We start from the raw sequence: 26,659 nt of genomic DNA, 5'->3' as shown, positions 1-26,659 counted from the left end.
CTATCATCCTCCTAGTATTTGAATTTCGTAGACAATTTGATATAGCTTTTCTTCATCAATGTAGGCCTCAAATTTGCGATATGGTAAGCCCAATTCCTTGAGCTTATCCTGTATTTTTTGCTCGGTCGTAAGGTCCTTTTTCGCTGTGTATAGCTCGACCTGGAAATTTTCAATAGATACATAGTTGGTATTATCGGCAATTAGGTCGTTTGAGTTTACAAATTGATATGTGATGAATGGCGGTGTCACAGGATCAGTGAATGAACCGTATGCAATAGGATAGCCGACGCTTTTCAACGCTTGAAACAATTCAACTTGTGTCATTAACCACCATTCCTTATGATTTGCTTGATTTCATCGTCAAGGTTAGTCGTATGTTTGTCATACGCCGGACGTAAATGCGGAAAAGCCTGGACACGACCACCATTCACCTTTGCATGACCGAATTCCAACAAATGAACACGACGGTAGTGTTTCTTGTTCCAAATGATCCGGCGGTGTTGGCCATAGCCACCTTCCTTGGTTTTCACAAAGGTTCGAGCATATTCACCTGTTCGCTTTGGAGCCGATGCCTGTACCTCTTTTAAAACTTTATTGGCGACTTCATCGACTTTCTTCTCAATACCATTTGAAACGTCTTCGGTGTATTCGCGAACCGCGCTCACAATCTCATTTGCTAATTGGCCGATTGAGATGTTAGGCATCACCAACCACCCTTTCACATGTAATCCTCGTTTTCTCGCCCCGTGATTCCACACGAATGATACGGTAAATGATGTCCTCGTGCTTCAATTTCTCCTCGCCTCGATATTCAAATGAATATATTTCGAATGACTTTGACGGTCTCATACCTGTAGCTGCCGCATTGTAGTATTCGGTCACCGAAACAGAAAACTCATTGGCATAGACTTTTCTTTCAATGTTTTGTTCTATTTGATTGCCAATTTCGTCTTCGATAATGGACGTGAAAATAAGATAAATAACATCATTGTGTCGCAGTTTCATCCACCACCCGATAGTCATATGACAAACTTAAATGCTGTTTCAACATGTCGTATGACTGTTGAAATCTTTCTGCTTCTGGATTGTCATAGCCGAAATTCGCTTTGCAGTAGGTGATGATAGCGCGACGAATCAACGGATCGGTTTCATCAATAACATCAACACCAGCAACCCCAAGATCGCGTTTTGCCGCGTTAATTAAATCTTGAATTTCCTCGTCAAAATCACTGATGGTCACACGTAATGCTAGCTTTACAGATTCCAACATGGTTATTCACCAACTTTGCCACTGTAAGGCAATAACACAATGGTTACACCACTTTGTTTTTGCTCATGGCGTAGCCGGCGTGAGATTTCCATATGTTCCTCGAACGTCATAGGCCGTACTGCTTGAAATACGATAGTTTTCTCTGTCGTCTCTTTGGCAATCTTCACATCATCATTTTCCACTGTTTCGTCTTGTACCTTAAACCCACCACCCTGTATTTCCGGTGTTTCGTTGATTTCTACTGTCTCCTTTTCTATCAACACTTCATTGTTCTCCGTTCTCTTTTTCGCCAATTTCAGTCACCTCCAAAAGAAAAAGACGGGAAACCCCCCCCGTCTTATTAAACTTGAACTTTCTTACGAATGTAAGCAAATGCTTTAGTTGTCATGACATCGCCGTCAACAATCGCATACACCATGTAATCCGTATAACGTTTCTTTACGTGATCTTCTGTATAAATTGTCATATCCTCATTCACGTTTATCACATAGCCTCGTGTAACGTTACCAAACAAGATAGCATCATCAGGAACGGAATCCTCTTCTTTGACTGGTAAACCGAAAATACGTCCAACTCCACCACTAGTAACATCAGGAACAAACAAAGGTCGTCCTTGATTGTCTTTAATAAGTGCTAACTTATTCCAAATCGTCGTGCTTTTCGCGTAAATCACAGCGCCGCTCTTGTATGCTGATTTGATTAATCCCATCGCTTTCGCCAATTTATCATAAGTTAATACATCTGTATCGTCATATTCAATAATCTGTGGCGTTCCGGATTCTGCTACAAGTGCCGTCACAATCCCTTTTGGTTGTGCTTTAAATGTGTCTCCTGCTCCTGGTTTACCTAATCCACTCACAATTCCTTTCGCCAGTGCAGCCCCTAACTTCTCTGCAAGTAATGTTTGAATGTAAGGGATGAATGCATCAATAGACATTTTGCGAAGTTTCCAGCTAATCGGAATGGATTTTGCAAGTTCGCACCCAGTAAGATTCAATTCACCAAATCCAAATTCGCTGTCTGCGACTTCCGTTTCTTCATCATACCATTCAGCATCACCACCGGCGTTTGTTTCTTTGATGATCGTCAAGTCACCTGGAACAAATGTCATGCGAACATCGCCAATGATCGGGAATAGTTCACCTGCTTCACGCCAGATTCCTTCGCGAACACTTTCCGGAATAATAACCGCATGTGTGGCAGTTGTCTGCATAGCATTGCGAATATCTGCGTTAAATTTGTCAAATACCACTTTTTCTTGTTCAGCAAGTGGTTGCCCCATCATTTCCTTAGCCCATGCGTTAAGATAAATTTGTTTCTCGTCTTTTACCTCAATTGGCTTTGTAGAAGCAACAACGCCATTATCACCAGCTGCCATATCAATAACGACAGCAGCAGGCGCTTTGTCTTTCAAAGCATTCATGTTTGCCTGGGCTTTCGCAAAATCTTCAAACTGCCCATCCAGATCGTTGATTTCTTTTTCCTTCGCTTTAAATTCTTCAAGTTTCCCTTCGTTTAACGCTTTTTCTGCTGCTTCTAATAGTGCTTTGCGCTTTGCAAGATATTCTTTCTTATTCATCCATCATTCCTCCTTTGAGTTTCAAAAAATTAAGTCTTGCTTGATATTCAGCAAGACTTTGTTTCCTCACTTTTTTTAATTGTTGTGGCGCGTTCTGAAACTTATCTAAAATTTCACCGTTATATGCTACTGCTTCGATGGCTTGTCCTACTTCGATATTAAAGTGCTTTGCTGCTTCTTCCCCTGTCATCCATGTTTCGTTCGCCATCATTTCCTTGATAATCTCAATATCTACACCATCAACGATATGCTCTTTGTATACATTGAGAATGCCCTCTTCAACTTTATCAAGCATATCAGCCATTTCTCTAAAATCATTGGCGTTTCCATATCCACTTGTCCACGGCTTGTGAATCATGAAATAAGCGTTTGCTGGAATGATAACTTTATCACCAGCTAGTGCAATCACCGATGCGATCGAAGCTGCAACACCATCGACATATACCGTCTTAAACCCTTCATGTCGTTTCAACATGTTGTAGATAGCCATTCCAGCAAACACAGATCCACCACCGCTATTGATATAGATATTGAGATTTTTCCCCTTCGCTTCATTCAAAAAATCGCGAACAGCACTAGGATATTGATCGGTATCATCCCACGCTCCCCACCAACTAGATACGATGTCACCGTAAAAGTAGAGGTCAGCGCTCGTCTCGGTAAAGTTTTTAACTTTTAGTAGGTTGGCCAGATTGTCCTTTCCCTTGACCTTCATCCCCGGTCTCACCTCCTTCCGTTGTCGATACGGTTGCAGTATCCAAGCGACGAATCGGCATATCTCCGCCTTCAATTGGTCCCATGTTCAGAATTTGCCGCCATTCGTTTGGCGTCATGGCTCCTCTATCGACCATCTGAACTAAGGACAACTTCGTTTGCATACTTGCATATTGCAGATTCGAAGCTTCGAAAATGATTTTGTTTCCAAAGCTACGCTCTTTACGGTTAAATAGTTTCCTCGTAAACTCATAACTCATCTGGATAGCAATTGGTTCAATCGTTGCCTCGTAATAGGAAACCCATTCGTCTTCTGTGAATTTCGATTGAACAATTTTTTCATTGGTATTAAAAAAGCTATATACCCGCTGCATCGTTTTATCCATCTGCTTATCATCGGGTACATAGCTTTCTGGTTTCACTTGCTCAATATCGTATTTTGCATCAGCTGCCGCCGCTCCGCCCGTCTCGCTATCGATAGACAGATAGTTTCGTACGAATTCATCGACATTCTTTTTCACATCTTCCGGTCGCAGCACTTGTTTAAATTTTAGCAACCACTTAATAACATTACTGTTTCGGATTGCTTTTACAATTCCTTGGTCGGTTGTATTGATGATTTCCATTAATGATGTGATCGCTTCAGCTGGACTATCCCCGAAAATATCATTCTGATGGAAATCTTGCCTTAAATGAATAATGTCACGATAAGGGAATTGTACCAACTTCCCATTTCGCAACGTAAATTTCAAATACAGTTCGCCGGATTTATCATAAACAGCTTCCGTCGACACACAAGGAATGGGATAAATTTGCGATGGGTATCCGAATGGATCACGAACAATCAATGCGAAAGCATTGTTGTTAAGCAGCAACTGTGTTGCCAGCTTCTCTTGTAACATCTGCCCCGACATAAACGGATTTGGTTCTTCTAAAAGGAATCTCATATACGGCTCCGGATTAATTTTAATTCCGTCTGGGCCTTCCCTCACATGTTTTGCGACCAATTTGCCGATGGCCCTTGCAGTAGGTCTTATCGACGAACGTACAATATCAGACTTATAAAGATCGCCGTGCCAAGAATAAAAGCCGTTGCCGCGTTCCGTAATTAGTTCAAACTTTATCCCAGTCGATTCTGGGGTCTTATTTCTAAACCACCTGTTCCAAAATGCCATACGCTCACCTCCTTTAAATCATGTTTAGGTAATCATTCAACTTTTGTTGCAACACGACATAGGCGTTCAACATTGCTGCTAGACCATCAATACGGCGACGTTGGTTACTCTTGATTGGCTGGATATTGCCGTTCTTGTCAATCTCAATACTTGTGTTCGACAAGCACCATTTAGTGATCGGATTGTTGTTGTACACAACTTTTTTCGCTTCCAAATCAGCCCCCAGTTTCTTCATAGGCGCCGACAAAGTTTTTTTGACCTGGATAACTGGAATCATCGCCTCTTTTCCGAAGAAACCTTCCATTTCCTCGACCCAATATTTAGCGCTCCAGCTGTCGTAACCAATCCAAGGTAAGTAGATTCCTTTTTCATTCATCACTTCTAAATACCATTCGGTTACATATTTCGGATGAACACTATTGCCAGGACACGTTCGAAGCAACCCTTGTTCGTTCCAGATGTCATAAGGAATTTTATCTTCTTTCGCCCGTTGCTCTAACAAATCCCCAGGCAACCAATACATGTGTTCGAAATAAATTTTGTCATCGTTTGGGAGCATAAATAAAACACAAGCCGATGTTAAGTCGGTTGTGCTTGATAAATCCACTCCACCGATACCATATGTCGGACAAAGCCTTGCTATATTAAATATTTCCGTATTGTTTAATTGCTCAAATGTGAGCCATGCTTCGCTTGATGTTTCGCGAATATTGAAGTCTTTCGTCAGAAGGTTTTTGACAAGTAACGGATTCGCTTTCGCCTTCTCAACCTTCCGTTTCAACTCGTCATATTTTTTGATAGTACCAAGACCAGGATTGGCTTTCCTCCAGCACTTTTCATCCGTCCATTCGTCACGACTGTCCAATTCATAGATGATCGGCAAGACGCGTTCGTCTTTATAACCGTCAGGGTCATCATATCCATTGATGATACGCTCAGCCTCATCATACTTAATGTCAAAAATCCCTTCGCGCACGGTTCCTGCTGTCGTCGTGATAACGGTGAGTGGCTGCTCCCGCGCACTCATGCCATCAACGATAACGTCATATAGGTTTTTATCTTCAATAGCATGAGCATGGAGCTCATCGATCAATGCACAATGAACGTTTAATCCATCAAGAGTATTACTGTCACTGGATAAAGGTTTAAACGAACCATCGTTGAATTCACTGATTAGTTCAGCAACCAACGTCTTTACGCGCTTCCGCAGTGCCGGTGATTTTTTGACCATTCGCTTCGCTTCTAACCAAATGATTTTTGCCTGGTCTTTTTTCGTGGCAGCCGAAACCACCTCTGGCCCCGGTTCTCCATCGGCCACCTGCATATATAACGCAATGGCCGAACCCAACGCCGATTTCCCGTTTTTGCGCGCAACGACTAAAATTAACTCGCGATATTTTCTTGTTCCGTCAATTTTGTGAACGAAACCAAACACCGATGCGATCAATGCTTTTTGCCACAGCTCCAGAATAAATGGTTTACCGCCCATCTTTCCTTTGGAGTGCTTGCAGAAATTCTCTATGAACTCAATAGCGTGATTGGCACGCTTCGGGTTGTATTCCCACTCACTATTCGGATCATAGATATCATTGACGAGTTTTTTATAAACACAGCGAACTTTATTCGAAACGATCTCTTCGCCACTTTCGATTTTTCCCCAATACTCCAAAATGGGATTATAGGCCAAAGGATATCTAATCATTCGCTGCTTAGTCACGGCTCATCACGAACGCTTCAAACCCATCGTCGTCCTCTTCCCTTGGACCTTCTTTTGGCAACAACTCAGACAACTGCTTAATGATACTTTGATAATTTTTATTCATCGTATTATACAAGCGCGCCACTGGTCGTTCCCGCTCATAAGGCTCTGTCTTTTCAGACTGCGTAAACATCTCGACAAAGCCGTTTTCGTCTAAATCTTTTTCCATGTCTTCCAGCGTCACACGCATGTAAGCAGCACGTCGAATCAATCCATCGACAACCTGCATTTTATCTTTCGGTAAATCCTTGTAGCTTTTTCTTAATCGTTTTTCCTCCTTCGAAATCCGTTCATCTTTCGTCAACTCCTTTTTTCTCGCCATAAAAAACCACCTACCTTTCTGTCTGTTTTTAGGGAGGGGGGTCACGCGCAAAACCTGTGTGTTACGCGAAGGTACCCCCACCGGTCCCTGTCTGAACCTCCTAAACTTTGAAATAGGGGGGCTATTCAACTTTTGGAATGATACTTCCACCGCATTTGCTGCATGTGTTTTTATACACTGTCCAATTCTCGTTGCTTTTTTCTTTGTCTACATCTGCTGGTTTGGTGCATTCTTTACATACCATTATGATTTTCATATGATTCACTCCTCACCAAATCCCCATTCTCATCAAACATCACATCATGTCTTGTTGCGCTATGCTTCTCATGATGTTCTCTGTTATGGCAATCTTGACATAGCAACTCAAGATTACTCCAATTCAAACTAACATCTGGGTCATTGATGTTCTCTGAAGTAAGCCATATCTTGTGATGAACAATCTTCCCTGGTCTCTGACAACGTTCACACAATCCATGCTTAAAAGCAAAATAAGCGTCACGACACTGTCGCCACGCTTTCGATTTATAAAAATATTTAGCCCAGTCTTTCATAAATATCAACTCCAAATAAAAAAGCACCCTAATTAGATGCTCCATAGCGTTCTTGTAGTGGAATACTTTCCAATTTTTCTGCATACATCATATTAGTAGCCTCGCTGGGTATTCCCTTTAAGGGGGAATCACCACGATGGATATTTTGTTTAATATAATATCGGGCATTGTTAGCACAGTAGTCGGCGGATTAATTTTATATTGTCTTGAAAAATACTATTCAGACAAATTCAAGAAATAGCTAAGTTTTATATTTTGGAATACCTAGCGAAGCTCAATCTTTTTAGAAATAGAACAAATTAGATTGGGCTTCGCAGTCAAATAAATTATAAATAAAAAGACCTTACAGGGAACTGTGTAAGGTCTTTTGGCTTTTATCAGGCTTTTTCTATAAGCCTTGTGGTGATATAAACACTAATTTCTTGGTTATTTTTATATTTTATTTACCTTCCTTTAACCAGGTTAAGATAATAAGGATAAGCCCAAGGTTATTTAGGGTGACTCGAGCATAAAATCACTCAGAATAAAAAAGCACCCCGAAGGATGCTTTCACTATAATTAGAAAGGTTTTGCGATTACTCTAGGTTGTTTGAATTCACTAACAGTAATCAGTTTAACATCACTCATATCAAATTCATAAAGAATTCCTTTTGAATCTTCAAAACGTACAACTTTTTCACCTTTTACATCTCTCATTGCTGCTTCCTTGGAGGCAGCTTCCACAATTTGAGTTACATAAAATTCTTTACTAAAGTAATATGTGACCTTATAATTTTCCATCTCTATCCCTCCTCTCGCCTACACCATACAGCAAAAGGAGAAGCTTTTCCATATTGTTTATTCGTCAAATTACGACATCAGAGCCAATACGCCTTCTTTTAGTACCTTGAACATTTGAATGTTATCAGCCATTTATACTTATGTTCATTCACGAATTCATAATCGTGTCCTCATCCCCTATCGCTGGAATACAATATTGCTTCCAGGGAGCACGTAGTATCCTCCACCGATTTGATATACGTTGTTTTTGGTCGAATAAACTTTCACAGTTTGTTTAGGCTTAATTTTTTTATATACTTTTCCATTAGGCGAATATATAACCATGTCTCCTTTTTTCGAGTAAATGGTTCCTACATAGAAAGAGGTACTGCTACTTTTCAATACATAATATCCGCCTCCAATTAAATAGCGATTTCCTTGAATCGCATACACCCGGATGTCTTCTCCTCTTTTCAACCTACGGTGTATCTCACCTTTCGAATTATACATAGCAACATTGTTACTCTTAACCACCAATCGTCCAATGTATTTGACATTCAGTTTTGGAATCGTTGGTTTGTTACTTGTATTAGAACCGGTATTGTTTCCACTGCTTGCACCAATATTAATATTTTGTCCTTTAAAGTAGGCATCCCTCTGCGCTCGTGATAGAGGAACAAGATTTACTCCTGGATAAAAGTAAGCCTTATAGTAATAAGATCTCGGATCATTCGATCCTAAAAATGCCAACCAATACGTATGGTCACTGTCAGGTTTTTTTATATTGAAGGCTATTCTTAGGTAGAAGTTTTCTTTATCATTTTTATTTATAAAGTCCATTGCCTTATCAAAGATATCTGTTGCAGCTGGAGCACTTTCGTTTCTACCATCTAACATATATGGCTCATTGTAAAGAAAGGCTCTATATGTAGCATTTGAAGTACGAATTGACTCCCAGCAACAATATTCTTTCTTTCTTAGCTCAACAACCAACGTCCCCGGTTCTGCCTTTGATGTTTTAAAACCCACATTCCGAGCTGCGTCCTCGAACACCTGCCCAATACTATTTACGTAATCACCGATAGCCCATTGTTCCTGAATGATTTCCGGTTTCACATATGGAACATTGACAGCAGCTTGGGCACTCGGGGTATTCGGAATCAACGTTGTTACCCCCATTAATAATGCAGATACTAGTACAATTGATAATGCCTTACCTAATTTCATGTTATCCCTCCTAAACAGCTTTTTACAAAATTTGTTTTTTAATAAGTACACTAAACTTTATTATCTCTACATACCTAATAAAATTTATTTGTATGTACTATAATTACAATTGTGATTATATACTTGGTTTACAAAGTATACAAAAGGTCTTTTTTTCATAAAAAACGCCACCCAATCGGGTGACGCAAGATTAATCCTATCTTGGTGACATTCGCCCACCACTTATAAACTTAAATTTTGTATCCCTTTTATAATAATCACAAGTTTCGTTATCTTGTGTTTTAATATGATGTTTGTTACAAATCTTCTCTATAGGGCGGTAAAAGCAATTACTACAAGTAGCTTTAGAACTACTCTTTCTAATTCCTAAACTAACTTTAATTGCTGATCGAGTCTTTTCACTCAACTTATCTGCAACCATATAACTCCTCCTTTATTAGCAATTTAGCAAAAAGAGGTTATATTTACAAACTAATCAAAACTCTCTCAGTTATTAGTGGCATTTACACGACAAAATCGTCCATTTTTATTTACACTCAACATCTGTTTTGGACACTACTATTTTTCTTTAACCGTTGGGTACTCAATCTCAATATCTACATCTATAACATAAAGAATGCAGTTTTTATCCAAATCAATACAAGATGAAATTTCTTGGATAGGTCTTGTTCCAAGTGGTCGCATTCCCCTTAGAAGATTGATACGCACTTCTGCATCTTGCTCTAATTTTTGCAGTTCTTCAATGAGTTCTTTCACTTTCATGGCAATATTCTCCTTTTATTTAAGCCCAAATCATGAAATATAATTAACCTGCTCCACTATCCGTTTTATTTCTTCTAAGTCCTTTACAGTAAATTTCTTCCTTTTTGTTAATTGCTCCTCAAAATAATCTATTAACTCCTTTTCTGATTTAAAAACATTTGGTTTACCTTTTTCTGAATAGATGGTTACTTCATTAAAATCATCAGAATCATATCCATAGTAAAGAATTGGTTCAACATAGTTGAATTTTTGATTTAAGTCCATTAAATAAGCTCTTAAGTTGCCCATTGCATTCATGACTTGCTTTGATGGATTTTCATATGACACAATTTTCATCGAACCTGTCTCATTATTGTCATTAATATTTTCTTTAACAAAAACTATAGTTTGTTCCGCATCGCTCTGTTGTTTAGGAAATAAAGCGTCCAAAATAAAAGAGAAATCACCAGCTTTTTCCTTGGTCAAACCATGAAGCACTTTCCCTTTCCAATACTTAGTTTCAATGATATATATGTCCGTCGGAAGTAACACTAGGTGATCTATTTGTCTCATTTTCATCACCTTATTTTCCGTATAGGGAACAAACACATTTGGAATAACAATCATTTCATTACGGTTTATTTTTCCCTCACGTACCAATCGATCCTTCAAATCTGTTAATATTTTATGGGTTATGACCTCTCCTCTATTTCGTTGCATTCTTTTGAGACTATCTATCTGATTATGTAACTCCTCAATTTGATTCGATTGCTCACTTATTGTTTTCTCGCATTTTTTGATATTGTCTTTGTAATCGCTTATCTGTGCTTGATATTCCTTTTTTTCAATTTCATATTCATGTATTTTTTTCGCAACTACTTGTTTCACCTTTTCCATTTTGTTTTCATATTGATTTTTCTCTTTTTCTTTTTCCATTTGTACTGTTACAGCTGCTTGAGCTTGCACTTGTGAAAGGGTTTGTTTTATTTGCTTTTGTTTTTGATAAAGAGAGATGCACCATGTAGTTAGGAAAACAATAATTATGATAAGTACTACATCCAATATGTATTCTCCTCTCACTTATGTATTTTACTCTATTTTATTATAAATTTATACAAAATTTAAAGCCTCATCCGCATAAGCAGAAGAGGCTTTCATGGATACGTCTTTTGATTTTTTTCTCTGCTCGCTCGATCATCTTTTGAACACTACTCGAAGAAACGCAAAGGTAATTCGCAATCTGGCTATATGAGAGACAGTGTCCTCTGGACATCAGATACACTTCCCGTTCCCGATCCGTTAACACAGATAAAGCATCCTCAATACGCTCCCGATCCCAACTCGTAATGACATCTTCTTTTTCGTGATCGTCCCACTCATATACCGGTTCACTGGAACGGAAATATTTTTGCATTAACAATGGATCAAACGATCGTTCACGTTGATAAGCAGCACGTCGTTCAATACCGCGACGGTTCCCAGGCTGTCTCCCTGTTTCCATCCATTCAATAGTAAATTCTAAGTCAGAGATCATTCCAGCAATCACTTTTTTATCCTCAACAGTGGCGCTTCTATACATTTTCCTTGCCGCCTTTAATGACTCTTTATATTGTTGGATCAGCTTATTCATGCAAATGACCTCCTTTAAATAAAAAGAGGACACCAAACAAACGCTTAAAGCATTCATTCAGTGTCCTCCAGTTGGCTGGTAGAACATTTAATAATTTTTTTTGCCTCTTGGATATATAGTTTGTATGAATAATAACTTATCAGATTATATTGGATTTTAAAGATAACAGGTATTATAATTCCATAGAAAACAAACCAACCAAGGATCATTATTCCACTTGGCATCACAAGATAATAAAGCAAAGGAAAGAGGAGTCCTAAAAAGTTCATAAGTATAGGCGGTATCACTGATCTCATTTTTTCAACCGCTTCTATATGATTCTTAATATCATTTTCTAGATAGTCTAAGTCAGATGACGTATTATGGTAAGCCAAAAACTCAGCAAAAACACGTATTTCGGCTAATGTTTTTGGTTTACCCGTTTTTTGAATGATTTTTTGCATGTATACAAGGGCGTTTTTTGAATTACTTAATATTCCTTTATTATCGGATCTATTGAATTTTTTGACTTTCATTTATCAAAACTCTTCCCCCTCATCAAACCTAATACGCTTCACTTTCCCTTGATGCGTAACAATTTTCGTTTCTCCATGCGCCGGCAGCTCAGCTAATTTAGCTTTCCCGTCACACACCACGATTGCAAAACTCCCTTTTTGTTCAATTATATCAATTTCTAGTCGCATTGTACTAGGATCAATTTGTAATTCTTTTAATCTCATCGCACTTCTCTCCTACATCAGCATGTCAATTTCTAAAGCCAGGAATTGATCCTGGCCTTTTCTCCCCCTTCGTATCATCGTCGAACTGTTCAGTTAATGTTTTGATAAGTTGACTATTTCTCTTTTATATTCACTTACTCGAAAAAGTTCTTTATTGCAGTTACTACATTGGACAAGAAAATCTACTTCATAACCACCTGTAGCCAATTTCTTACCTATGGTATTAGATAAAACAATTGCCTTATGTTCGCACTCCATTGTTTCACCCCTTACTACACATTTTGTGTCGAATACGATATATCACTTCGCGTTTTTCCTAGCAACCTCGAATACTCGGTTTCGTTCTTTAAGCGTTAGCTGGACCACATATCGACTTCATCCCCCTCTTGAAGGTATTCATCAATGGACATTTGCCCCTTAGGTGGCTCATTCTCTTTCTCTAGGAGTTTTATTGCGCAAACAGGTCCCATTCCGCGTTCGATACTTTTCTGACTTTTTAATTGACGATTACAAACAGGACAATTCAATGGTTTCACCCTTTTATTCATCCAGTGAGTGATACCACTCAAGCCCTTTTTCCTCTGCTTCTTCTTCCGTGTATAAGTCAAACGAATAATACATTTCACGATACAATTCCCGTGCCTGCTCCTTGCTGTATCCCAACCGCTTGCAGGCCAATAGCATATATCCTAATGCTTGGCGATTATCCATGCGTTTTTCCTCCCAATCGGCGTTTCATTTCATTCTGCGCCTGCTGTTTGTAGCAAGCAGGGCATTTTTCGTAGTGAAGAATGATGTACAACTGTTTGAGTGTTGCCCTTGACCAATCCACCGCGTTTCCCTCTTTTCGAACGCTCATATTCTTGCTAAATCTCCTTCTTTGCGGTATTTTTTCAGCCGTTCTTCTAGCTCACGCCGTTTGCGTTCCAACTCTTCTTCGCTAGGTTGTTTTTCGTCTTCGTGTTGCGAATAGTCAGGATTGAACCATTCTGGAAGCATTTCGGTTCGTACTGTTTTTCGGCGATTAGAGACGTTATCGCTTCGATTTTTCGATCGCTGCTCTTTGAACGCCAGTTGCACGGCTCGAGCTTGTTCAACAGTTTGAACTCCTTTTTGACACCAGTCGCGCAAAATAGTTTCAACGTAACCCCACGTTTTAGCGCCGTTCTCTACCGCCGTTTTCATAGCCTCTATGACAATTTCCTTAGACATATCATCAATCCAAGCGGCCATTCTCTCGCCTATATACCCACCAACTGCTCCAAAACCGTTTTGTTCAAAAAAACTGACAACCTCTCGAAAATCACGCGCGCGCTCTTCTTCTCTTTCTTTTTTAGTTTCGTTTTGTTTAGTTTTGTTTTGTTTAATTAATGCGGAACTATCTCCGGCACTACCTGCGGAACGACCTACGGAACTATCTCCGGCACTACCTGCGGAATTTATTTCCGTAGCTTTTAATTCCTCGGAATTTATTTCCGCGGATTTTTCCGAGGGTTCAAAAGGAATGATGTTGTAGATTGGAGCTTTGCCGCCTTTTCGAGAAACAAAGTCAATACGTCCTTTTTGCTTCAACTCGTTTCTGACTTTACGAAGGGTTCGATCCGTCAAACCAGTCTTAACGCATAACACCGATTCGGCCACCGTAAATGTTTCTGTCCATCCAGCCTTATTATTTATGTGCATGAGTGCATACCATAAATTAATTGCTGATGGCGACAGTTCATTTAGTTCGAGCCAATCATAGAATGCGTTAAGCTCTTTTATGTAGTTCATGTTGTTCTCCCCTCCTTCATTAAGGAACAAAAACCATCTTACCGGTTAGTTCCTGTATTTCTCTTTTGAACAGATCAGCATCGGAATTTGTGTCCGAAAGGTGCAGTAGCCATATTTCTTGCACCTTGCTTAAATCGTTAGCTTTTAGGAACTCTTTGACATTTTCTAAGCTGAAATGGCTGCGCAACAATCGTTTTTTCAACACTTTTGGCACTCGACCAGAAGCGATATTTTCGTTCAATATTCTCAAAGAGTAATTGCATTCAACCATGATGTGTGTAAGGCCTTGAAACTTGTACTTGATATAATAGGTATCAGTTGCAAACAAAAGCTTTTCTCCTTGCTGGTTCATCAATAGGAAGCCATACGGCTCCGAAACATCATGCTGGACATCGAACGGCAGAATAGTCCATGTTCCAAGTTGAAACGGCTGTTTTGCTTGTACAGTTTTAATTCTGTAATGTTTCACATCGATAGCCGTAGCTGTACCTTCTGACATGTAAACATTGATTCCCGCCTTGAGCACGTCATTTAAGCCCTTGCAGTGATCTTTGTGTTCATGACTGATTAAACAAGCCGCAATATTTGATGTTTGAAAGTGTAACTTTCGTCTAATGTCTTTGAATGGTATCCCTGCTTCTAGGAGCAAGGAAGTATGCCCATCTGTGATATGATAGCAGTTCCCCTTGCTCCCTGAAGCCAGTGCGCGAATTTCGATCATTAGAATCCAGGCCCTTCTGTTCCTTCTAGTGGCATTTCTTGTTGAATGGGTTCTGCTGAATGTACGGATTCCTCTTGTCGCAACTCCTCTATTTCCTCATAGGGAATGTCGATAATTTCCTTATTTGCATTTTCTTCGATTTCTGCTTGTACTTGGGCTTCCTCGATGATTTCGTCCTGTCTATTGAAATGCTGTATTAGCAAACTACTATCGTCACTTGAATTCATAAACTTTTTACAAGCACGGTTAATGACTGTTTTCTTAGCCATTTCTTGGCGAAAATCATCATGAGTACTTCCTTTTCTTTCTTCCGTTTGATCTTTGCCCCACATTTGCGACTTAGACCAAGCCTTACGAATTTCATCGATTGTCATAAGTTCGTGATAAACTTCTCCATCCGGTAAAACAATGGTGCAATACGCTCCAATGATTTTATCTTTGTTAATATTGCCAAACTTTTGCTTATGCTTGAGATTGATAATTCGGCCATTCTCCATTTCATATTCAACCTCGTCACCTTCATAGATGACTGCAGCATCAATACTTTTTGCTCCGGTGACTCGTTTCGTCACAGCCATTGTTCCAAAGTAGGAGCGCTGAAATACAAGCTGATTTCCGTAGACAATGAAGTATCCTTGTTTTTTTGCTGGGTTTAAACCTTGAACCACCATATCAAGCAGAGCGTTTGCGATGCTGTCCTTTGTACAAACTTCCAATGCCGACTTTTTGTTACGATCATAAGTACTTTGAAGAATGAGCCAAGCACTTTTCATTGCGTTTTCCGGACTGTAGTTCGCAGGAAAGTGGATTTCTCCACGTTCCTGGAACTCTTTCACCTTCGTCGCAACAACATCCACGACATCTTTTTTTACTAACGCCAATTGATTATTACTCATATTAGATAGCCTCCTTCATTTGTTTTTCAGGGAATTCAACTCGCAGCTGCTTGTCCTTTTCTGAAACGACTAGGCTAATCACTTGTGAGTTGACATCTATGAACTTTGTTACAGCTTCCGCGTTATCGACAAAGATAGGCGCTTTGAATCCGTAGAATTCAGATAAAGTGTTGATGATATCCAAACCGACGTTGATTTTGGCCGCGTTATTTAAACCGGATCCGTATGGAACGCCTTCATAAAGTGTTTCGCATACTTCCATTAGTCCGCCGTTGATTTGTTGCTCAAAGAGCTTGAACCGGGCATATTTGAATCGACTATTAATTTTCTCTTCCAGAAGGTTTACCTTCGTTCGGATAAACTCCTCTGTAAGGAACAATTCATGTTCAAGTTTTTCAAATTCCGCAGCAAGATCACGTTCTTGTTGTTCAAGCTCTTGGATTCGTTTTTCCGCTTGTTCAGCGAGAGAAAATTTGGCTAAATCACTTTCCAGTTGACTGCGTTTCGATCTCAATTCAGCGATCCCCATTTGAATCGATTGAATGGATTCATTCGCCGCGACCTGCAATTCCTCAATTTCTTTTTGGATCCGTTGTTTTTCTTCGAGCTTGGCCGCATATTGAGCATTTTCTGTTACGTCTACAATGGTGCTTTCAACCGCTTGCAGTTGATTGTTCAGCTTGCTTAAGAGGTCTTTCTTTTCTTTGATCTGGCTTGAAAGCTTTTCATGTTCTTTATCAAGCTTTGAGTTTTCAGCAACAAAGTGCTCTTTTTGTTCCTTGCTTTGCTTGCCCTTAGATTGAATATCTTCAAGGCGTTTGACCTTCGCTAAATTGAACTGCTTCAAAGCGTTATCTCGGGCCGCTTCTACTTGTTCTTCAGGTAAGGCTTGGCCGCATGTCGGACAAGTGCAATCCATTTCGTGTTTGAATGCTTCCGAATTGACCTGATACCACTCATTTCGCAGTTCTTCCAATCGTTTTTCGATGGATTGAATATTTTCATTATTGTATTTTTGTTGGTAGCTGATGTTTTCAATTTTTTGTTGCAAAATGTTTAGGTTAGATTGTTCTTCTTGGATCCGGGCTTTTAACTTATACACTTCATCTTTGGAGCCAGCTTCGTGCTGTTGTTTAATTTGGAGGAGTTCAATCTCGATCTCTTGAATCTCTTTTTGTTTTTGAGCGATTGCGTTACCATTCCGAATATTTGAAATGATGTCTTTCTTTGTTTCAATAAAAGAATCAATCTGTGCAATCTCATCTTCTAACACATCTTTATAAAGCCCGTTCAAATCAGGTAAATTTCTTTGAATTTCATCGATACGGATCGGAATTTTTTCAAGTTCCTTGTTAATCTCAGCTCTACGTGCCGCAATGACTTTGCGGTGATTTTCGATTGTCCGACCCCTTAAAATTTCTGGAAGCTTTGCTAATGATGCATTGCTTGCGATGACTTCTTCATCCGTAATATCGCCGCACACTTGAAGCAGAATCTTGCGTCGATCTTGCCATTTCAACTGCTCATTGAAGTATGTCGGGGAAGTTAAAAGTTTGAAAACATCCTCATCAATCAAATTGGAGATCAATTCGTCATATTCTTTTTTCTTCACTGGTACACCGTCGATAAAATAGTCTGTGGTATGTCCAGTGAATTCCGCCTGTACGGATCCGCGTTTCTTGGTCCATTTCTCACTGAACATTTTTTTCAGCGTTAGTTGCTTCCCATCAACGCAAAACACGCCTTCTACTTCGTGCTCTAAGTTGTGCAGTACGTTCCCTTGTTTATCAAGCGTTTTGATTGCAAAGTCCTTGCGGTTATTTGAATCCTTGTCAAATAGCAGCCACATGAACGCATCGAATAACGTTGTTTTTCCAGTCGCGTTGTCTCCGAATACTCGAACATTTTCACCGTTGGTTTCAAGGAAAAAAGAGCGAATTCCCTTGAAATTTTTCAATGACAGCGAAAGCAATCGAATCTCTTTCACGATGTTCCCTCCTTGTTTTCTTTTAAAAAGATCGATATACTGTAAGTAGTTCAAATTGTTTTTCATGAGCTCACTCTGCCAAGTGAGCTTTTTATCTTCCAAAAAATTCGATTGATATGCCATAAACGTCATGTAAATACTTTTCTAAGTTGTCACAGTGCACTTCCTCAAATCTGTTCCAATCGACGAAAATATGCGTTCCATCAATCGGTGTACCGTACCGATCCACTTTCGTTTGCTTGGCCTGCAAGCACTATCCCTCCCTTCTTAACATCTGCGATACAAAGTCAATTTGGATGCCACGTCGTCGCATATTTTCGACAGTCGCTATTAATTTTGCGCGGCGTGCTTTCTTTTGTTCTAATTCCTGCAATTGCGCCACTAGAAACTGTAGCTCGGACACTTCGATTTTTGTTGTTTCATAATCGTGGTTTTGAAGCGATTCTTGTATATACTCGATGCACCGTAATGATTTCTGGAGCAAATCCACTTCTTGCAACATGATCGAATCTTGCACTCTCATTCACCTCCTTTTCTTATCACAGCGAGCGTTTAATAGACGAACAATAAAATTGGTACTGGAATTTTTGTCGCTCTCTATCGATCCAGTTTGCTAGTTCCAGATAGATGTCTCGCTCTGCTTGTTTCCCCAGTAGCAGAAAGAGATTAGCTCTCCTTCTCAATGCTTTCACAATCAAAATCATTTCCATGCCGTCCAACTCCGGCTTGTTAGTAGCGAGAACCTTGTTGTAGGCAACGTCGAAAAGCCTTTTCTGCTGATCCGTAAGTAGCGCGCGGTAGCCTCTCATCGCACTTAGAACAACACCGTACACGGAAAGTTCAAAGCGAAAAGGATGCTTCATTTGATCTTCCTCCTAACGCTTAATAAACCCTTTGGCTTTCAGTTTTGCACGGTGTTGTTGCCACATCTTCAACCATGAAAATCCATAGTCTACGCAGATGACCGCAACGTATTGCGTCAGTGCGACGATCGCATCAATGGCTTGCATAATGGCCTCTTCTAAGTGGTGTTTATCAAACTCCCGAATGGATCGAGGGTGATTAGCGACGCAGACGCTTTCAATCGCCTGCAATGCCTCCATCAACTCCTCTTTTGTTTTCATCGCGACACTGGCCCGATGGAGATCCACGACCTCACCATCCAGCTTCACCGGACCCCATCCGGTGTACTCGGCCGCTGCCTCCATCGCCACCCACGGATTGTTGTGCTTTTCCGCGAAATACTTCGAGACGTTTGGTTGCACCCGGTATCGCCCGTTCTCCTGATGCGACACCGATTCGCGAGATTCGTAAATTTCAAATGAAAGCTGCTGCTGGGTCATCCCCGTCGCATGCCGCGCCTCCCTCGCTGCGTCGGCCGCTCTACCACGTTTCACTTCTTCATTTCCCCTTTCTACCATTGAAATTGTCATAAAATGCTAAACTATTACTATGAAACCTTTTTAGGAACCCAACTTTCGATATAGCGCAATGCTGCTTGTAACTCTTTTCTCTTCACGTCTTTGTAGCTGGCGACGCCGAATCGATCCTTTATTTCCCTATATAGTTCGCGGAAAAGACGGGATCGCTCTTTCGGATCCGTTTCAAGCTCATATACTCTTTGAGCGACGCCTTTTTGAAGTCGGCGTTGTTCGCCGCTTGTGAGTGTGATTTGTTCATCTACTTTGTACTCGATTTCTAAAATTTTACGTTGCTGCTGACTCACAATTTTTTCAAGTTCATCTGTTCTTTCTGCAGTTTCGGCAGTGAGTTTTAATGATTGAATCAATGCTGTACGATCATCAAGGACTTTTACCTTGTTATTTTGGATGTATTCCCGCATCCGTTTGAATTCTTGAAGAAACTTAACTTTCATTTTCATAGCTTCAGGTGTTACATAGCTCATAGCAACTAAGGCGAAAGCATCTTCTGTCATGTTAATTTTTCGATATTCACGACCACGCTCATTTGTGTATGTTGACTCCTCAAAGTTGTGGAGTGAAAATTCTTGTTCACCTGCTTCTTGGAGCTTGGTTATTTGATTTTCAATATCCCGTAATACAATGTCATGTCGTTTACCAAATACTTCTGCGACAATCAGACTGTCCGTTACCGGTTGGTTATTAACAAGAAAAACCAGTTGTTTCATTTAATCACCTTTCTCAAATATTCAGTATTGTTTTCGATCCACCGGAATACAGCGTCGCGTGGATAACGCGCTTTAATGTTTATCAGCCTTGGAAAAGTAGGATTCGAAGTCACTTTGATAACAGTCGGCATGGCGATTTGAAGGATTTCGGCTATGTGCTTATTGGTTAGAACTGGCGGGTATGAAAAACGCTTCATGCCGTCTTCAACCCCTTTTTCATAAGCCTGCCGAAACAATTCTTCCATGCGCGCTTTAAACAAGTTAGCCTCGAGTTCGTCAAAGGTGATAACTGTTCTTGGCAATGTTAGATCACCTCCTTTTTTGCAGGGGTTTTTTCCTTCCTGTCGAATAGTGTTGCGAGGAAGGAGGTGAAGAATCTTGGAAAAGGTTGATGTCCCATCATTAGCAAAAGAAGTCGATCAAGAAATGTTAGAAATTATTCAAAAAGAAATGGAGCAGCTTAAATCGGACTTGAACAATTCTGGTCGACTCGAAAGCTTATTACCGGCGCTGACAGCCAAGCTGATAACGATTAACAAAATCTTTACCGTGAAACTTCTGCAAAAAATGGTTAATAATATCGCTGACAATGCGCAGAATTAATAAGTTGCTTTTCCAGATTTTTAACAATTCTGTTTACATCCACTTGTTTCTCGGTCGCCGTTGCCGCGGCGACTTCTTTTTCCAACTTGGCGATACGCGCTTCTAAATCAGCCAAGCGTTGTTCGATCGTCATTCGATTTCACCTCCTTACGTGTGGTTGGATTCTTGTGACAAAAACACAAAATGTGCGGTTGTTATTTAAAAAAAATAGATTCTACTGGAACCCCATAATAATTAGCTATTTTGAGTTTAATTTCATCCTTGGGCACTCTTTTCGCATTTTCATACATTTGTAAAGCACTAATACTTATTCCAAGGGCATTTGCTACTTCTTCCCTAGAACGGTTTCCGCGTAATTCAACTAAAATTGCAGCTATTTTTTGCTTATCCAATCTTTAATCACCCCACTAACTGCACATTTTGTGTCCTTGATTAAAATACTAAACAACACAAATTGTGTTGTCAACACTTTTTGTGTTGTTTTTTAAATATTTTGTTTTTGTTCACACGCTTTGTGTTAAAATTTGTGGTAGGTGATCATTATGACTTTTGGTAAGAGGCTCCGCTTCCTGCGGAAAAAAATGAATATGACCCAAAAAGATTTAGCAGATAAGTTCAGTCTTGGTGAAAGTACGATTGGAATGTATGAAAGGGACGAGAGGGAGCCATCCTTTGAATTCGTAAAACAACTCGCCGACTTTTTCAACGTCACCACCGACTACTTGCTCGGCCGCACCGACGATCCGAATCCGAGAGAAAGCAACGGCATTCCAGAAGAGTTGAAAGACCCGTCACTCGGATTGTTCTTTAAAGAATTGGCCGAAGCACCGGAAGAACGACGAGAGCAGCTTCTAAAGATATGGGAGATCTTGAAGAGCGAGGGCGATCGGAAGAATCGTAATAAATAAAAATAACACGCTGTCAAAAGCGTGTATATTTTTGTTTATGTAATGTCAATTTATGTATTATTTTGTATTTTTATTTTTAGTTAACAAAACTAGATATTATTAAAGTAAATATATACCTAATATTACAACCGATTTCCAAAGAGGTGTCATTATGGCTTATAAGTTCAAAACTATTAACATTGATAAAATACATGTTAATATATTAAATCCGAGATATGAACCCCAAGAAGATGAACTAAAAGAAATGGATTTAATAGTAAATCAAGGTAAAATATTAGAATTAATTAAAGATATCGCTCAGTACGGATTAGATCCAAGTGAAAATTTAATCGTTTCTTATGACGAAAAATTAGGAGTATATATAGCCGATGAAGGCAATAGACGAGTAACAGCAGTTAAAATTTTAAACGATCCAGATATAACCCCTCACTTTACTAAAAATCGTGATAAATTCATAAGACAAGTGAAAAAAATAAAAGAAAAATTTTCTTATAGTAATATAAAAGAGATTAATTGCGTTATTATTGATGACGAAGGTATTAAACACCATTTCATTGAATTAAAGCATACTGGCGAAAACAAAGGTGCAGGGAGGCTTAACTGGGATACAGAAAGTAAAGTAAGATTTCAATCAACAGACGCCTTTAGGAAGTATTTACTCGAATTTCTAAAAGGTATTCATCCTGAAATCAGAGATAACTTCGGTTTAACAACTATAGAAAGAATTATATCTGACCCAGATATGAGAGATGCAATTGGTTTAACCATGGACAGAAAAAATCAAAAAATCACATTAATTAACGATAACTCGAAACAAAAACTGTACTTTATATTGGATGGACTTTTAACCAAAAAATTTAATGTGAATACCTTTCGCCATAAAAAAGACAGACAAAAATTTGCTCAAGAATATTTATTAAACAATGAACATCAACCTTGGAAAGAATTATATATTGAAACAATCACAAATAAAGATAATCAAACTACTAAAAATAACGAGAAAATAGTTACTGCTCAGAATAACTTAAATCAGAATAACTATAAGGAGAGTTCTCAGAAAGATCTCTTTAATCAAAATGATTGGGATAAAGTAAATTCAAATCAAGATAATCGAGACCAAGATAGTTCTGATAAGAACAATTCCAATGGAGATGAGTCTCCCACAGGAAATTTCAACCAAGAATCGGAAAGCAATAACGATAAGATCAATAAAGATAATAGTAGAAAAACTTCAGGACGACCTCCTAAAGACATTAGGGATTTTGATATTTTAACTAAGGCAATACCTTTTAAAAACCAATATCGTAAGAATTCAAGAATTAATCAGATTTTAAAAGAAATTGCCCAGATAAATTATAAGGAAAACCCTGTTTCTGCGATGTATTTAATTAGAAGTATACTTGAAACATATGTACACGAATATATAGATTACTTCGCTTCACTAGATCGGCATCATCAATATAAAATGAAAAATATTCCTCCTCAGCGAGAAAAAAGAAAAAAAAGTTTGAGGGAATTAATATTTGATGATATATACAACCACCTAAAAAATGTAATACAAGATTATGCTAATACTTACGAATTAATTTATGTTACTTTTACAGATAACAATAAAGCTTCGGCAATGCAAATTATCAATTATTACATCCATTCTGGTACTCATTATCCTGATCAGAGTGAACTATTAGAAGCATGGAGTAAAATCTCAACTGTTATCGAGACACTAGATGAATTGTTAGCAAAAAACGCTGGCCAAAAGTAATTTGTTGATTTATAATTAGGCCAGGAGTGATATAAAATGGGAACCTATTCTCCTCTAAGATACCCTGGAGGAAAAGCAAAAGTTTACAAATTTATAAGGCATTTAATTGGGATGAATGGTAGTACTACCTATATTGAGCCATTTGCAGGTGGTGCAGGCATAGCACTTGCCTTATTACTTAACAATGATGTAAAAAAAATAATTATTAACGATTATGATAAATCAATTTATTCATTTTGGTATTCAGTAATATACCAATCTGAAGAATTGATTGACAAAATCCAAAATTGCAACATAACGATTGAAGAGTGGTATAAACAAAAAGAGATTCAAGAAGCCAAAAATAATGCTGATGCTTTGACTCTCGGCTTCTCCACTTTATTCTTGAATCGAACAAATCGATCAGGAATTATCAAAGGCGGCGTTATTGGCGGCAAAGAACAAAAAGGAATTTACAAATTAGATTGTCGATTTAATAAAGACGATATTATCCGCAAAATCAGGTTAATATCAAGCAAAAAAAAATACATTAAAGTATATAACATGGATGCTATTGAATTTATAGATAAAGTAATAAAAAAAACAAGGAATTCTTTTACATTTTTTGACCCTCCTTATTATGAAAAAGGTCCATCGTTATATACAAACTTTTATACTAAAAACGATCATACTGAATTGGCTAAGAAGATTCAGACTGACCTAAAAAATAGGAATTGGATTGTTACTTACGATCATAATAATGAAATAAAAAAATTATATGCCGACCTAAATTACCTTGAATACTATTTAACTTATAGTGCACAGAATAAAACAAAAGGCATTGAATATATGTTTTTTTCAAAAAAAACAAAATACGATGATTCAACAAAATATTTGAATGTATATAACTCATCAATGTTATAAAGCCCTATAAAGGGCTTTTTCTTTTCCTTGCAAAACCAAACAAACGTTCCTATAATGGTATTGAGGTGATTTCCATGAACTTCGCATTGTACCAATTCACACCACTTGAGCAATATATTCAAGACCTATACCAACATTTATCGATTACTGAGCCATATCAGCTGGATATGATCGATATTGCCGCTAAGCTCAATATTTGGCTGCATTTTGCCGATATTCGCAGCACGGCCATTGATCGGAACGGAACTTACAGCATCATCATTGACCGCCGCTTGCCCCGGCAACAGCAATGGCAGGATTTCGGCCATGAACTCTGCCATGTGCTTCGGCACTCTGGGAACCAAATAATGCTGCCACAGTCCATGGTGCAGCTTCAAGAGGCCCAAGCTGCAAACTTCGCTCTTCACTTTTGTGCACCGACATTTATGCTGCTGAATTTAGAACTTCCATACACTGAGAAAGAGATCGTTTATGTTATTAGCGAAACCTTTGGAGTTGAGCCGTTTTTCGCAAAAAAACGATGGGATCGTTTTGTAGAACAATGGAACAGCTATCAGTTTTATCGTGCTATGTCTGAGCAGTTTTCTATGCTTGTCGCGGAATCAACTTCAACATCCGAACCGGGTGCGTCCACCATCGAAAATGATGGCTCCCGTCCTTTGCTTGATTATTTAAAAACGCATGGTGGTTCGTTCTTTATCGATGATTATAAGAGCCTTACATATGAAGAACAGCAAGAAATCATTCGCTACATGCAGGAAATAGATCGTTACAAGGAAAAAACTCGATAAATTATACCATCCATCCTCCCTCGCTATTTTAAAATATATGGAATGAGGAGGAGCGACAATGGCTTATTTCCGCAAAGTGCCTGCAAAAAATGCAAAGGGTTATACATGGTCCGTTACTGTGGATTAGAACGCGATCCCGCAACAGGGAAACGGTGACAAACCACACGTCGTGGTTTTACGACGAAGAAAGGGGCTGAAAAAGCAGCAAATGAACTCGTCGCCCAAGCAGAAAAAGGTTTGAATATTATCAATCAAAATATATCTGTAGAAGAATATTTAAAGCCCTGTATCATGGGCTTCTCTTTTTAACAGCAATCAGAACATACATTCTTAAAAGGAGGCATGTTCAAATGGCACGCTTTCAAAAGTATGACACCAAAAAAGGCGAACGCTGGATGTTTGTGATTGAAAATGGCATTGATCCTCAAACCGGGAACCGCCGGAGAATAGTACGACGTGGATTTCTAAAGAAAAAAGATGCACAAGACGCTGCTAAGGAACTGGAATATCAGTTGGGGCTAAGAAATTTAGATACAAAAGGGAATATTACCTTCGAAGAAATGGCTGAAGAGTGGTTATCCGTCTACGCTGTGACCGATGTTAAAATAAGTACAATTAGGGTAAGACATCATGAAATCGGTCATTTAAACAGATACTTTGCTCGATACAAACTAAAAGACATCACAAAAAAGATGTACCAAAATGCTCTAATTGATCTAAAGAGGAACAAAAGATTAGCACACAGCACGATATCCGGTATTCATAGTACAGCTCGGATGATATTTAAAAGGGCCATGGAACAAGATTTAATTCTTCAGGATCCTACTCAATATGCTTTTATTCCAAAGGACAAGAAAACGGTGGAGGATATCGAAAACACAAAGATCCAGGAACAATATCTCGAAAAACATGAACTGAAACTGTTTTTGGATAAAGCTAAAGAGATGGACGAAGAAACCTATACAATGCTTTTTGTTTTAGCATGGACTGGATTACGTGTTGGAGAATTGGTTGCATTAAAGTGGAAGGATATCGATTTTGAAGAAAAAACCATAAATATAACGAAGACTTATTACAATCCAACTAACAACACAAAGAAATTTACCTTGCTCCCGCCAAAGACAGAGGGGTCTATACGTAAAATCATTGTGGAAGATGAGGTCATAAAGGTTTTACAAAAACACCGAATAAAACAAATGGAAATAAAACTACAGGTTGGGAAAGATTATTACGATGGTGATTTTGTATTCGCTCGAATGAATCCACCATATTACGGTTATCCACATTTTATTAAGACTGTTGAAAATCGTATGGAAGCCGTATTAAGGAAATTGCCTTCCATTACAAAGCGCCTTACTCCTCATTCTCTACGCCATACTCATACGTCCCTGCTTGCAGAAGCTGGGGTGGAGTTATATCAAATCATGGATCGTCTTGGGCATGTAGATGATGAAACAACAACTCAAGTTTATCTACACGTTACCAAAGATCGAAAAAAAGAGGCTTCCCAAAAGTTTGGAGAACTCATGAGAAAACTCGAAAATTTATAAATCGGCACCAAAATGGCACCAAAAACGATATGGTTATGAGAAAAACCCCCTTGAAATCAAGGAGGTTTTTCTTAAATTACATCATGCCGCCCATTCATTAGATAATAATTTCGCACAATATCAAGTGATTTTTCCTTGTTTTTTCTTAGTTTATATGTTGGTCTTTTCCT

40 protein-coding genes and 1 pseudogene are annotated in these 26,659 nt (G+C 38.8%); 7 read left to right on the top strand and 34 right to left on the bottom strand.

Going from position 1 to position 26,659, the window contains the following annotated elements; all coding sequences use genetic code 11:
* Positions 1 to 3 precede the first annotated feature (3 nt).
* From N667_RS0115315 to N667_RS0115145, 32 genes are all read right to left on the bottom strand, one after another.
* A complete protein-coding gene (locus N667_RS0115315) occupies positions 4 to 324 on the bottom strand; it encodes a hypothetical protein (RefSeq protein ID WP_027410368.1) in 321 nt (106 codons plus the stop codon).
* Positions 324 to 722, bottom strand: coding sequence for an HK97 gp10 family phage protein (locus tag N667_RS0115310; RefSeq protein WP_232223984.1), 399 nt, complete (start codon positions 720 to 722; stop codon positions 324 to 326). The genes N667_RS0115315 and N667_RS0115310 overlap by 1 nt, the downstream gene beginning before the upstream one ends.
* Positions 697 to 1,005 (bottom strand): hypothetical protein, encoded by a 309-nt coding sequence (locus N667_RS0115305; protein WP_035099082.1) that lies wholly within the window; start codon positions 1,003 to 1,005, stop codon positions 697 to 699. Before N667_RS0115305 ends, N667_RS0115310 begins: the two co-directional genes overlap by 26 nt.
* Positions 986 to 1,270: a head-tail connector protein gene (locus N667_RS0115300; protein WP_027410365.1), complete on the bottom strand. Its 285-nt coding sequence runs from the start codon at positions 1,268 to 1,270 to the stop codon at positions 986 to 988. Before N667_RS0115300 ends, N667_RS0115305 begins: the two co-directional genes overlap by 20 nt.
* Before the next feature lie 2 nt (positions 1,271 to 1,272).
* Complete coding sequence (locus tag N667_RS18830) at positions 1,273 to 1,563, bottom strand: hypothetical protein (RefSeq protein WP_035099080.1); 291 nt, start codon at positions 1,561 to 1,563, stop codon at positions 1,273 to 1,275.
* Between the two features lie 47 nt (positions 1,564 to 1,610).
* Positions 1,611 to 2,849 carry a phage major capsid protein gene (locus N667_RS0115290; RefSeq protein ID WP_027410363.1) on the bottom strand — a complete coding sequence of 413 codons (1,239 nt, stop codon included), beginning with the start codon at positions 2,847 to 2,849 and terminating at the stop codon, positions 1,611 to 1,613.
* Positions 2,842 to 3,564 carry a head maturation protease, ClpP-related gene (locus N667_RS0115285; RefSeq protein WP_035099078.1) on the bottom strand — a complete coding sequence of 241 codons (723 nt, stop codon included), beginning with the start codon at positions 3,562 to 3,564 and terminating at the stop codon, positions 2,842 to 2,844. The genes N667_RS0115290 and N667_RS0115285 overlap by 8 nt, the downstream gene beginning before the upstream one ends.
* The gene (locus N667_RS0115280; RefSeq protein WP_027410361.1) at positions 3,518 to 4,738 is read right to left on the bottom strand and encodes a phage portal protein; all 1,221 of its coding nucleotides are present in this window, start codon (positions 4,736 to 4,738) and stop codon (positions 3,518 to 3,520) included. The genes N667_RS0115285 and N667_RS0115280 overlap by 47 nt, the downstream gene beginning before the upstream one ends.
* A 13-nt stretch (positions 4,739 to 4,751) precedes the next feature.
* Complete coding sequence (locus N667_RS0115275) at positions 4,752 to 6,440, bottom strand: terminase large subunit (protein ID WP_035099108.1); 1,689 nt, start codon at positions 6,438 to 6,440, stop codon at positions 4,752 to 4,754.
* 7 nt (positions 6,441 to 6,447) lie between these two features.
* Positions 6,448 to 6,819 carry a hypothetical protein gene (locus tag N667_RS0115270; RefSeq protein ID WP_027410359.1) on the bottom strand — a complete coding sequence of 124 codons (372 nt, stop codon included), beginning with the start codon at positions 6,817 to 6,819 and terminating at the stop codon, positions 6,448 to 6,450.
* 233 nt (positions 6,820 to 7,052) lie between these two features.
* Positions 7,053 to 7,370 carry an HNH endonuclease gene (locus tag N667_RS0115260; RefSeq protein WP_027410358.1) on the bottom strand — a complete coding sequence of 106 codons (318 nt, stop codon included), beginning with the start codon at positions 7,368 to 7,370 and terminating at the stop codon, positions 7,053 to 7,055.
* A 558-nt stretch (positions 7,371 to 7,928) separates the two neighbouring features.
* Positions 7,929 to 8,150: a hypothetical protein gene (locus N667_RS0115250; RefSeq protein ID WP_027410357.1), complete on the bottom strand. Its 222-nt coding sequence runs from the start codon at positions 8,148 to 8,150 to the stop codon at positions 7,929 to 7,931.
* Between the two features lie 177 nt (positions 8,151 to 8,327).
* A complete protein-coding gene (locus N667_RS0115245; protein ID WP_027410356.1) occupies positions 8,328 to 9,356 on the bottom strand; it encodes a hypothetical protein in 1,029 nt (342 codons plus the stop codon).
* A 196-nt stretch (positions 9,357 to 9,552) separates the two neighbouring features.
* Positions 9,553 to 9,777: a hypothetical protein gene (locus N667_RS0115240; protein ID WP_027410355.1), complete on the bottom strand. Its 225-nt coding sequence runs from the start codon at positions 9,775 to 9,777 to the stop codon at positions 9,553 to 9,555.
* A 137-nt stretch (positions 9,778 to 9,914) separates the two neighbouring features.
* Positions 9,915 to 10,118: a hypothetical protein gene (locus tag N667_RS18825; protein WP_035099076.1), complete on the bottom strand. Its 204-nt coding sequence runs from the start codon at positions 10,116 to 10,118 to the stop codon at positions 9,915 to 9,917.
* 30 nt (positions 10,119 to 10,148) lie between these two features.
* Positions 10,149 to 11,159, bottom strand: coding sequence for a nuclease-related domain-containing protein (locus N667_RS18820; protein WP_051530065.1), 1,011 nt, complete (start codon positions 11,157 to 11,159; stop codon positions 10,149 to 10,151).
* A 67-nt stretch (positions 11,160 to 11,226) separates the two neighbouring features.
* A complete protein-coding gene (locus N667_RS0115225; RefSeq protein ID WP_027410354.1) occupies positions 11,227 to 11,727 on the bottom strand; it encodes a sigma-70 family RNA polymerase sigma factor in 501 nt (166 codons plus the stop codon).
* 53 nt (positions 11,728 to 11,780) lie between these two features.
* Positions 11,781 to 12,242 carry a hypothetical protein gene (locus tag N667_RS0115220; RefSeq protein ID WP_027410353.1) on the bottom strand — a complete coding sequence of 154 codons (462 nt, stop codon included), beginning with the start codon at positions 12,240 to 12,242 and terminating at the stop codon, positions 11,781 to 11,783.
* A gap of 3 nt (positions 12,243 to 12,245) precedes the next feature.
* Positions 12,246 to 12,446: an XtrA/YqaO family protein gene (locus tag N667_RS0115215; protein ID WP_027410352.1), complete on the bottom strand. Its 201-nt coding sequence runs from the start codon at positions 12,444 to 12,446 to the stop codon at positions 12,246 to 12,248.
* A 353-nt stretch (positions 12,447 to 12,799) separates the two neighbouring features.
* Entirely contained in the window at positions 12,800 to 12,994 is a 195-nt protein-coding gene (locus tag N667_RS20240; protein ID WP_035099074.1) for a DUF6011 domain-containing protein, read from the bottom strand.
* Entirely contained in the window at positions 12,987 to 13,157 is a 171-nt protein-coding gene (locus N667_RS20070; protein WP_198020560.1) for a hypothetical protein, read from the bottom strand. The genes N667_RS20240 and N667_RS20070 overlap by 8 nt, the downstream gene beginning before the upstream one ends.
* Positions 13,150 to 13,305, bottom strand: coding sequence for a hypothetical protein (locus N667_RS19885; RefSeq protein WP_156936143.1), 156 nt, complete (start codon positions 13,303 to 13,305; stop codon positions 13,150 to 13,152). Before N667_RS19885 ends, N667_RS20070 begins: the two co-directional genes overlap by 8 nt.
* Positions 13,302 to 14,219, bottom strand: coding sequence for a DnaD domain protein (locus N667_RS19170; RefSeq protein WP_051530064.1), 918 nt, complete (start codon positions 14,217 to 14,219; stop codon positions 13,302 to 13,304). The genes N667_RS19885 and N667_RS19170 overlap by 4 nt, the downstream gene beginning before the upstream one ends.
* A 19-nt stretch (positions 14,220 to 14,238) precedes the next feature.
* Positions 14,239 to 14,940, bottom strand: coding sequence for an MBL fold metallo-hydrolase (locus N667_RS0115185; RefSeq protein WP_027410350.1), 702 nt, complete (start codon positions 14,938 to 14,940; stop codon positions 14,239 to 14,241).
* On the bottom strand, positions 14,940 to 15,836 hold the full coding sequence (locus N667_RS0115180) for a recombinase RecT (RefSeq protein WP_027410349.1): 897 nt from the start codon (positions 15,834 to 15,836) through the stop codon (positions 14,940 to 14,942). Before N667_RS0115180 ends, N667_RS0115185 begins: the two co-directional genes overlap by 1 nt.
* Position 15,837: 1 nt before the next feature.
* A complete protein-coding gene (locus N667_RS0115175) occupies positions 15,838 to 17,823 on the bottom strand; it encodes an AAA family ATPase (protein ID WP_051530071.1) in 1,986 nt (661 codons plus the stop codon).
* A gap of 91 nt (positions 17,824 to 17,914) precedes the next feature.
* A complete protein-coding gene (locus tag N667_RS19880) occupies positions 17,915 to 18,073 on the bottom strand; it encodes a hypothetical protein (RefSeq protein WP_156936142.1) in 159 nt (52 codons plus the stop codon).
* A gap of 3 nt (positions 18,074 to 18,076) precedes the next feature.
* Entirely contained in the window at positions 18,077 to 18,346 is a 270-nt protein-coding gene (locus N667_RS0115165) for a hypothetical protein (protein ID WP_027410347.1), read from the bottom strand.
* A gap of 16 nt (positions 18,347 to 18,362) precedes the next feature.
* Complete coding sequence (locus N667_RS0115160; protein ID WP_027410346.1) at positions 18,363 to 18,686, bottom strand: hypothetical protein; 324 nt, start codon at positions 18,684 to 18,686, stop codon at positions 18,363 to 18,365.
* Between the two features lie 12 nt (positions 18,687 to 18,698).
* Positions 18,699 to 19,220, bottom strand: a complete 522-nt coding sequence (locus N667_RS0115155) for a hypothetical protein (protein WP_027410345.1) — start codon at positions 19,218 to 19,220, stop codon at positions 18,699 to 18,701.
* A 53-nt stretch (positions 19,221 to 19,273) separates the two neighbouring features.
* Positions 19,274 to 19,972 (bottom strand): Rha family transcriptional regulator, encoded by a 699-nt coding sequence (locus N667_RS0115150; RefSeq protein ID WP_027410344.1) that lies wholly within the window; start codon positions 19,970 to 19,972, stop codon positions 19,274 to 19,276.
* Positions 19,969 to 20,274 carry a hypothetical protein gene (locus N667_RS0115145; RefSeq protein ID WP_027410343.1) on the bottom strand — a complete coding sequence of 102 codons (306 nt, stop codon included), beginning with the start codon at positions 20,272 to 20,274 and terminating at the stop codon, positions 19,969 to 19,971. Before N667_RS0115145 ends, N667_RS0115150 begins: the two co-directional genes overlap by 4 nt.
* Before the next feature lie 76 nt (positions 20,275 to 20,350).
* On the opposite strand from N667_RS0115145, the gene N667_RS0115140 reads away from it, so the two are divergent.
* Positions 20,351 to 20,575: a hypothetical protein gene (locus N667_RS0115140; protein WP_027410342.1), complete on the top strand. Its 225-nt coding sequence runs from the start codon at positions 20,351 to 20,353 to the stop codon at positions 20,573 to 20,575.
* Here N667_RS0115140 and N667_RS19875 read toward each other — a convergent pair.
* Together N667_RS19875 and N667_RS0115130 are read right to left on the bottom strand one after the other, a co-directional pair.
* Positions 20,544 to 20,708, bottom strand: coding sequence for a hypothetical protein (locus N667_RS19875; RefSeq protein ID WP_156936141.1), 165 nt, complete (start codon positions 20,706 to 20,708; stop codon positions 20,544 to 20,546). The two genes, N667_RS0115140 and N667_RS19875, sit on opposite strands and share 32 nt — an antisense overlap.
* A gap of 61 nt (positions 20,709 to 20,769) precedes the next feature.
* Positions 20,770 to 20,967, bottom strand: coding sequence for a helix-turn-helix transcriptional regulator (locus tag N667_RS0115130; RefSeq protein WP_027410341.1), 198 nt, complete (start codon positions 20,965 to 20,967; stop codon positions 20,770 to 20,772).
* A gap of 150 nt (positions 20,968 to 21,117) precedes the next feature.
* Here N667_RS0115130 and N667_RS0115125 point away from each other — a divergent pair, with 150 nt between their 5' ends.
* The 6 genes and pseudogenes from N667_RS0115125 to N667_RS0115105 all read left to right on the top strand — a co-directional run bounded on the left by N667_RS0115125 (position 21,118) and on the right by N667_RS0115105 (position 26,489).
* Complete coding sequence (locus tag N667_RS0115125; RefSeq protein ID WP_035099071.1) at positions 21,118 to 21,483, top strand: helix-turn-helix domain-containing protein; 366 nt, start codon at positions 21,118 to 21,120, stop codon at positions 21,481 to 21,483.
* A 151-nt stretch (positions 21,484 to 21,634) separates the two neighbouring features.
* The gene (locus tag N667_RS19165) at positions 21,635 to 23,245 is read left to right on the top strand and encodes a hypothetical protein (protein ID WP_027410339.1); all 1,611 of its coding nucleotides are present in this window, start codon (positions 21,635 to 21,637) and stop codon (positions 23,243 to 23,245) included.
* A 36-nt stretch (positions 23,246 to 23,281) separates the two neighbouring features.
* Positions 23,282 to 24,148 carry a DNA adenine methylase gene (locus tag N667_RS0115115; protein ID WP_027410338.1) on the top strand — a complete coding sequence of 289 codons (867 nt, stop codon included), beginning with the start codon at positions 23,282 to 23,284 and terminating at the stop codon, positions 24,146 to 24,148.
* Between the two features lie 74 nt (positions 24,149 to 24,222).
* Complete coding sequence (locus tag N667_RS18805) at positions 24,223 to 24,939, top strand: ImmA/IrrE family metallo-endopeptidase (protein ID WP_084279249.1); 717 nt, start codon at positions 24,223 to 24,225, stop codon at positions 24,937 to 24,939.
* 195 nt (positions 24,940 to 25,134) lie between these two features.
* A pseudogene (locus tag N667_RS20420) lies at positions 25,135 to 25,248 on the top strand (hypothetical protein); the annotation flags it as partial.
* Positions 25,249 to 25,289: 41 nt separating this feature from the next.
* On the top strand, positions 25,290 to 26,489 hold the full coding sequence (locus N667_RS0115105) for a site-specific integrase (protein ID WP_027410337.1): 1,200 nt from the start codon (positions 25,290 to 25,292) through the stop codon (positions 26,487 to 26,489).
* The last annotated feature ends 170 nt before the right edge of the window (positions 26,490 to 26,659 follow it).

The organism is Anoxybacillus tepidamans PS2, from assembly GCF_000620165.1.
GTDB lineage: Bacteria > Bacillota > Bacilli > Bacillales > Anoxybacillaceae > Anoxybacteroides > Anoxybacteroides tepidamans_A.
The sequence above is the reverse complement of the archived record's forward strand: the minus strand, read 5'-3'. Positions and strand labels throughout refer to the sequence as shown.

Bases quoted from the DNA above. Each gene is read 5' to 3' on its own strand.
- N667_RS0115315 (WP_027410368.1), bottom strand. From the start codon at position 324: ATGACACAAGTTGAATTGTTTCAAGCGTTGAAAAGCGTCGGCTATCCT.
- N667_RS0115305 (WP_035099082.1), bottom strand. From the start codon at position 1,005: ATGAAACTGCGACACAATGATGTTATTTATCTTATTTTCACGTCCATT.
- N667_RS0115300 (WP_027410365.1), bottom strand. From the start codon at position 1,270: ATGTTGGAATCTGTAAAGCTAGCATTACGTGTGACCATCAGTGATTTT.
- N667_RS0115290 (WP_027410363.1), bottom strand. From the start codon at position 2,849: ATGAATAAGAAAGAATATCTTGCAAAGCGCAAAGCACTATTAGAAGCA.
- N667_RS0115285 (WP_035099078.1), bottom strand. From the start codon at position 3,564: ATGAAGGTCAAGGGAAAGGACAATCTGGCCAACCTACTAAAAGTTAAA.
- N667_RS0115280 (WP_027410361.1), bottom strand. From the start codon at position 4,738: ATGGCATTTTGGAACAGGTGGTTTAGAAATAAGACCCCAGAATCGACT.
- N667_RS0115275 (WP_035099108.1), bottom strand. From the start codon at position 6,440: ATGATTAGATATCCTTTGGCCTATAATCCCATTTTGGAGTATTGGGGA.
- N667_RS0115270 (WP_027410359.1), bottom strand. From the start codon at position 6,819: ATGGCGAGAAAAAAGGAGTTGACGAAAGATGAACGGATTTCGAAGGAG.
- N667_RS0115260 (WP_027410358.1), bottom strand. From the start codon at position 7,370: ATGAAAGACTGGGCTAAATATTTTTATAAATCGAAAGCGTGGCGACAG.
- N667_RS0115250 (WP_027410357.1), bottom strand. From the start codon at position 8,150: ATGGAAAATTATAAGGTCACATATTACTTTAGTAAAGAATTTTATGTA.
- N667_RS0115245 (WP_027410356.1), bottom strand. From the start codon at position 9,356: ATGAAATTAGGTAAGGCATTATCAATTGTACTAGTATCTGCATTATTA.
- N667_RS0115240 (WP_027410355.1), bottom strand. From the start codon at position 9,777: ATGGTTGCAGATAAGTTGAGTGAAAAGACTCGATCAGCAATTAAAGTT.
- N667_RS18825 (WP_035099076.1), bottom strand. From the start codon at position 10,118: ATGAAAGTGAAAGAACTCATTGAAGAACTGCAAAAATTAGAGCAAGAT.
- N667_RS0115225 (WP_027410354.1), bottom strand. From the start codon at position 11,727: ATGAATAAGCTGATCCAACAATATAAAGAGTCATTAAAGGCGGCAAGG.
- N667_RS0115220 (WP_027410353.1), bottom strand. From the start codon at position 12,242: ATGAAAGTCAAAAAATTCAATAGATCCGATAATAAAGGAATATTAAGT.
- N667_RS0115215 (WP_027410352.1), bottom strand. From the start codon at position 12,446: ATGAGATTAAAAGAATTACAAATTGATCCTAGTACAATGCGACTAGAA.
- N667_RS20240 (WP_035099074.1), bottom strand. From the start codon at position 12,994: ATGAATAAAAGGGTGAAACCATTGAATTGTCCTGTTTGTAATCGTCAA.
- N667_RS20070 (WP_198020560.1), bottom strand. From the start codon at position 13,157: ATGGATAATCGCCAAGCATTAGGATATATGCTATTGGCCTGCAAGCGG.
- N667_RS19885 (WP_156936143.1), bottom strand. From the start codon at position 13,305: ATGAGCGTTCGAAAAGAGGGAAACGCGGTGGATTGGTCAAGGGCAACA.
- N667_RS19170 (WP_051530064.1), bottom strand. From the start codon at position 14,219: ATGAACTACATAAAAGAGCTTAACGCATTCTATGATTGGCTCGAACTA.
- N667_RS0115185 (WP_027410350.1), bottom strand. From the start codon at position 14,940: ATGATCGAAATTCGCGCACTGGCTTCAGGGAGCAAGGGGAACTGCTAT.
- N667_RS0115180 (WP_027410349.1), bottom strand. From the start codon at position 15,836: ATGAGTAATAATCAATTGGCGTTAGTAAAAAAAGATGTCGTGGATGTT.
- N667_RS0115165 (WP_027410347.1), bottom strand. From the start codon at position 18,346: ATGAGAGTGCAAGATTCGATCATGTTGCAAGAAGTGGATTTGCTCCAG.
- N667_RS0115160 (WP_027410346.1), bottom strand. From the start codon at position 18,686: ATGAAGCATCCTTTTCGCTTTGAACTTTCCGTGTACGGTGTTGTTCTA.
- N667_RS0115150 (WP_027410344.1), bottom strand. From the start codon at position 19,972: ATGAAACAACTGGTTTTTCTTGTTAATAACCAACCGGTAACGGACAGT.
- N667_RS19875 (WP_156936141.1), bottom strand. From the start codon at position 20,708: ATGACGATCGAACAACGCTTGGCTGATTTAGAAGCGCGTATCGCCAAG.
- N667_RS0115125 (WP_035099071.1), top strand. From the start codon at position 21,118: ATGACTTTTGGTAAGAGGCTCCGCTTCCTGCGGAAAAAAATGAATATG.
- N667_RS19165 (WP_027410339.1), top strand. From the start codon at position 21,635: ATGGCTTATAAGTTCAAAACTATTAACATTGATAAAATACATGTTAAT.
- N667_RS0115115 (WP_027410338.1), top strand. From the start codon at position 23,282: ATGGGAACCTATTCTCCTCTAAGATACCCTGGAGGAAAAGCAAAAGTT.
- N667_RS18805 (WP_084279249.1), top strand. From the start codon at position 24,223: ATGAACTTCGCATTGTACCAATTCACACCACTTGAGCAATATATTCAA.
- N667_RS0115105 (WP_027410337.1), top strand. From the start codon at position 25,290: ATGGCACGCTTTCAAAAGTATGACACCAAAAAAGGCGAACGCTGGATG.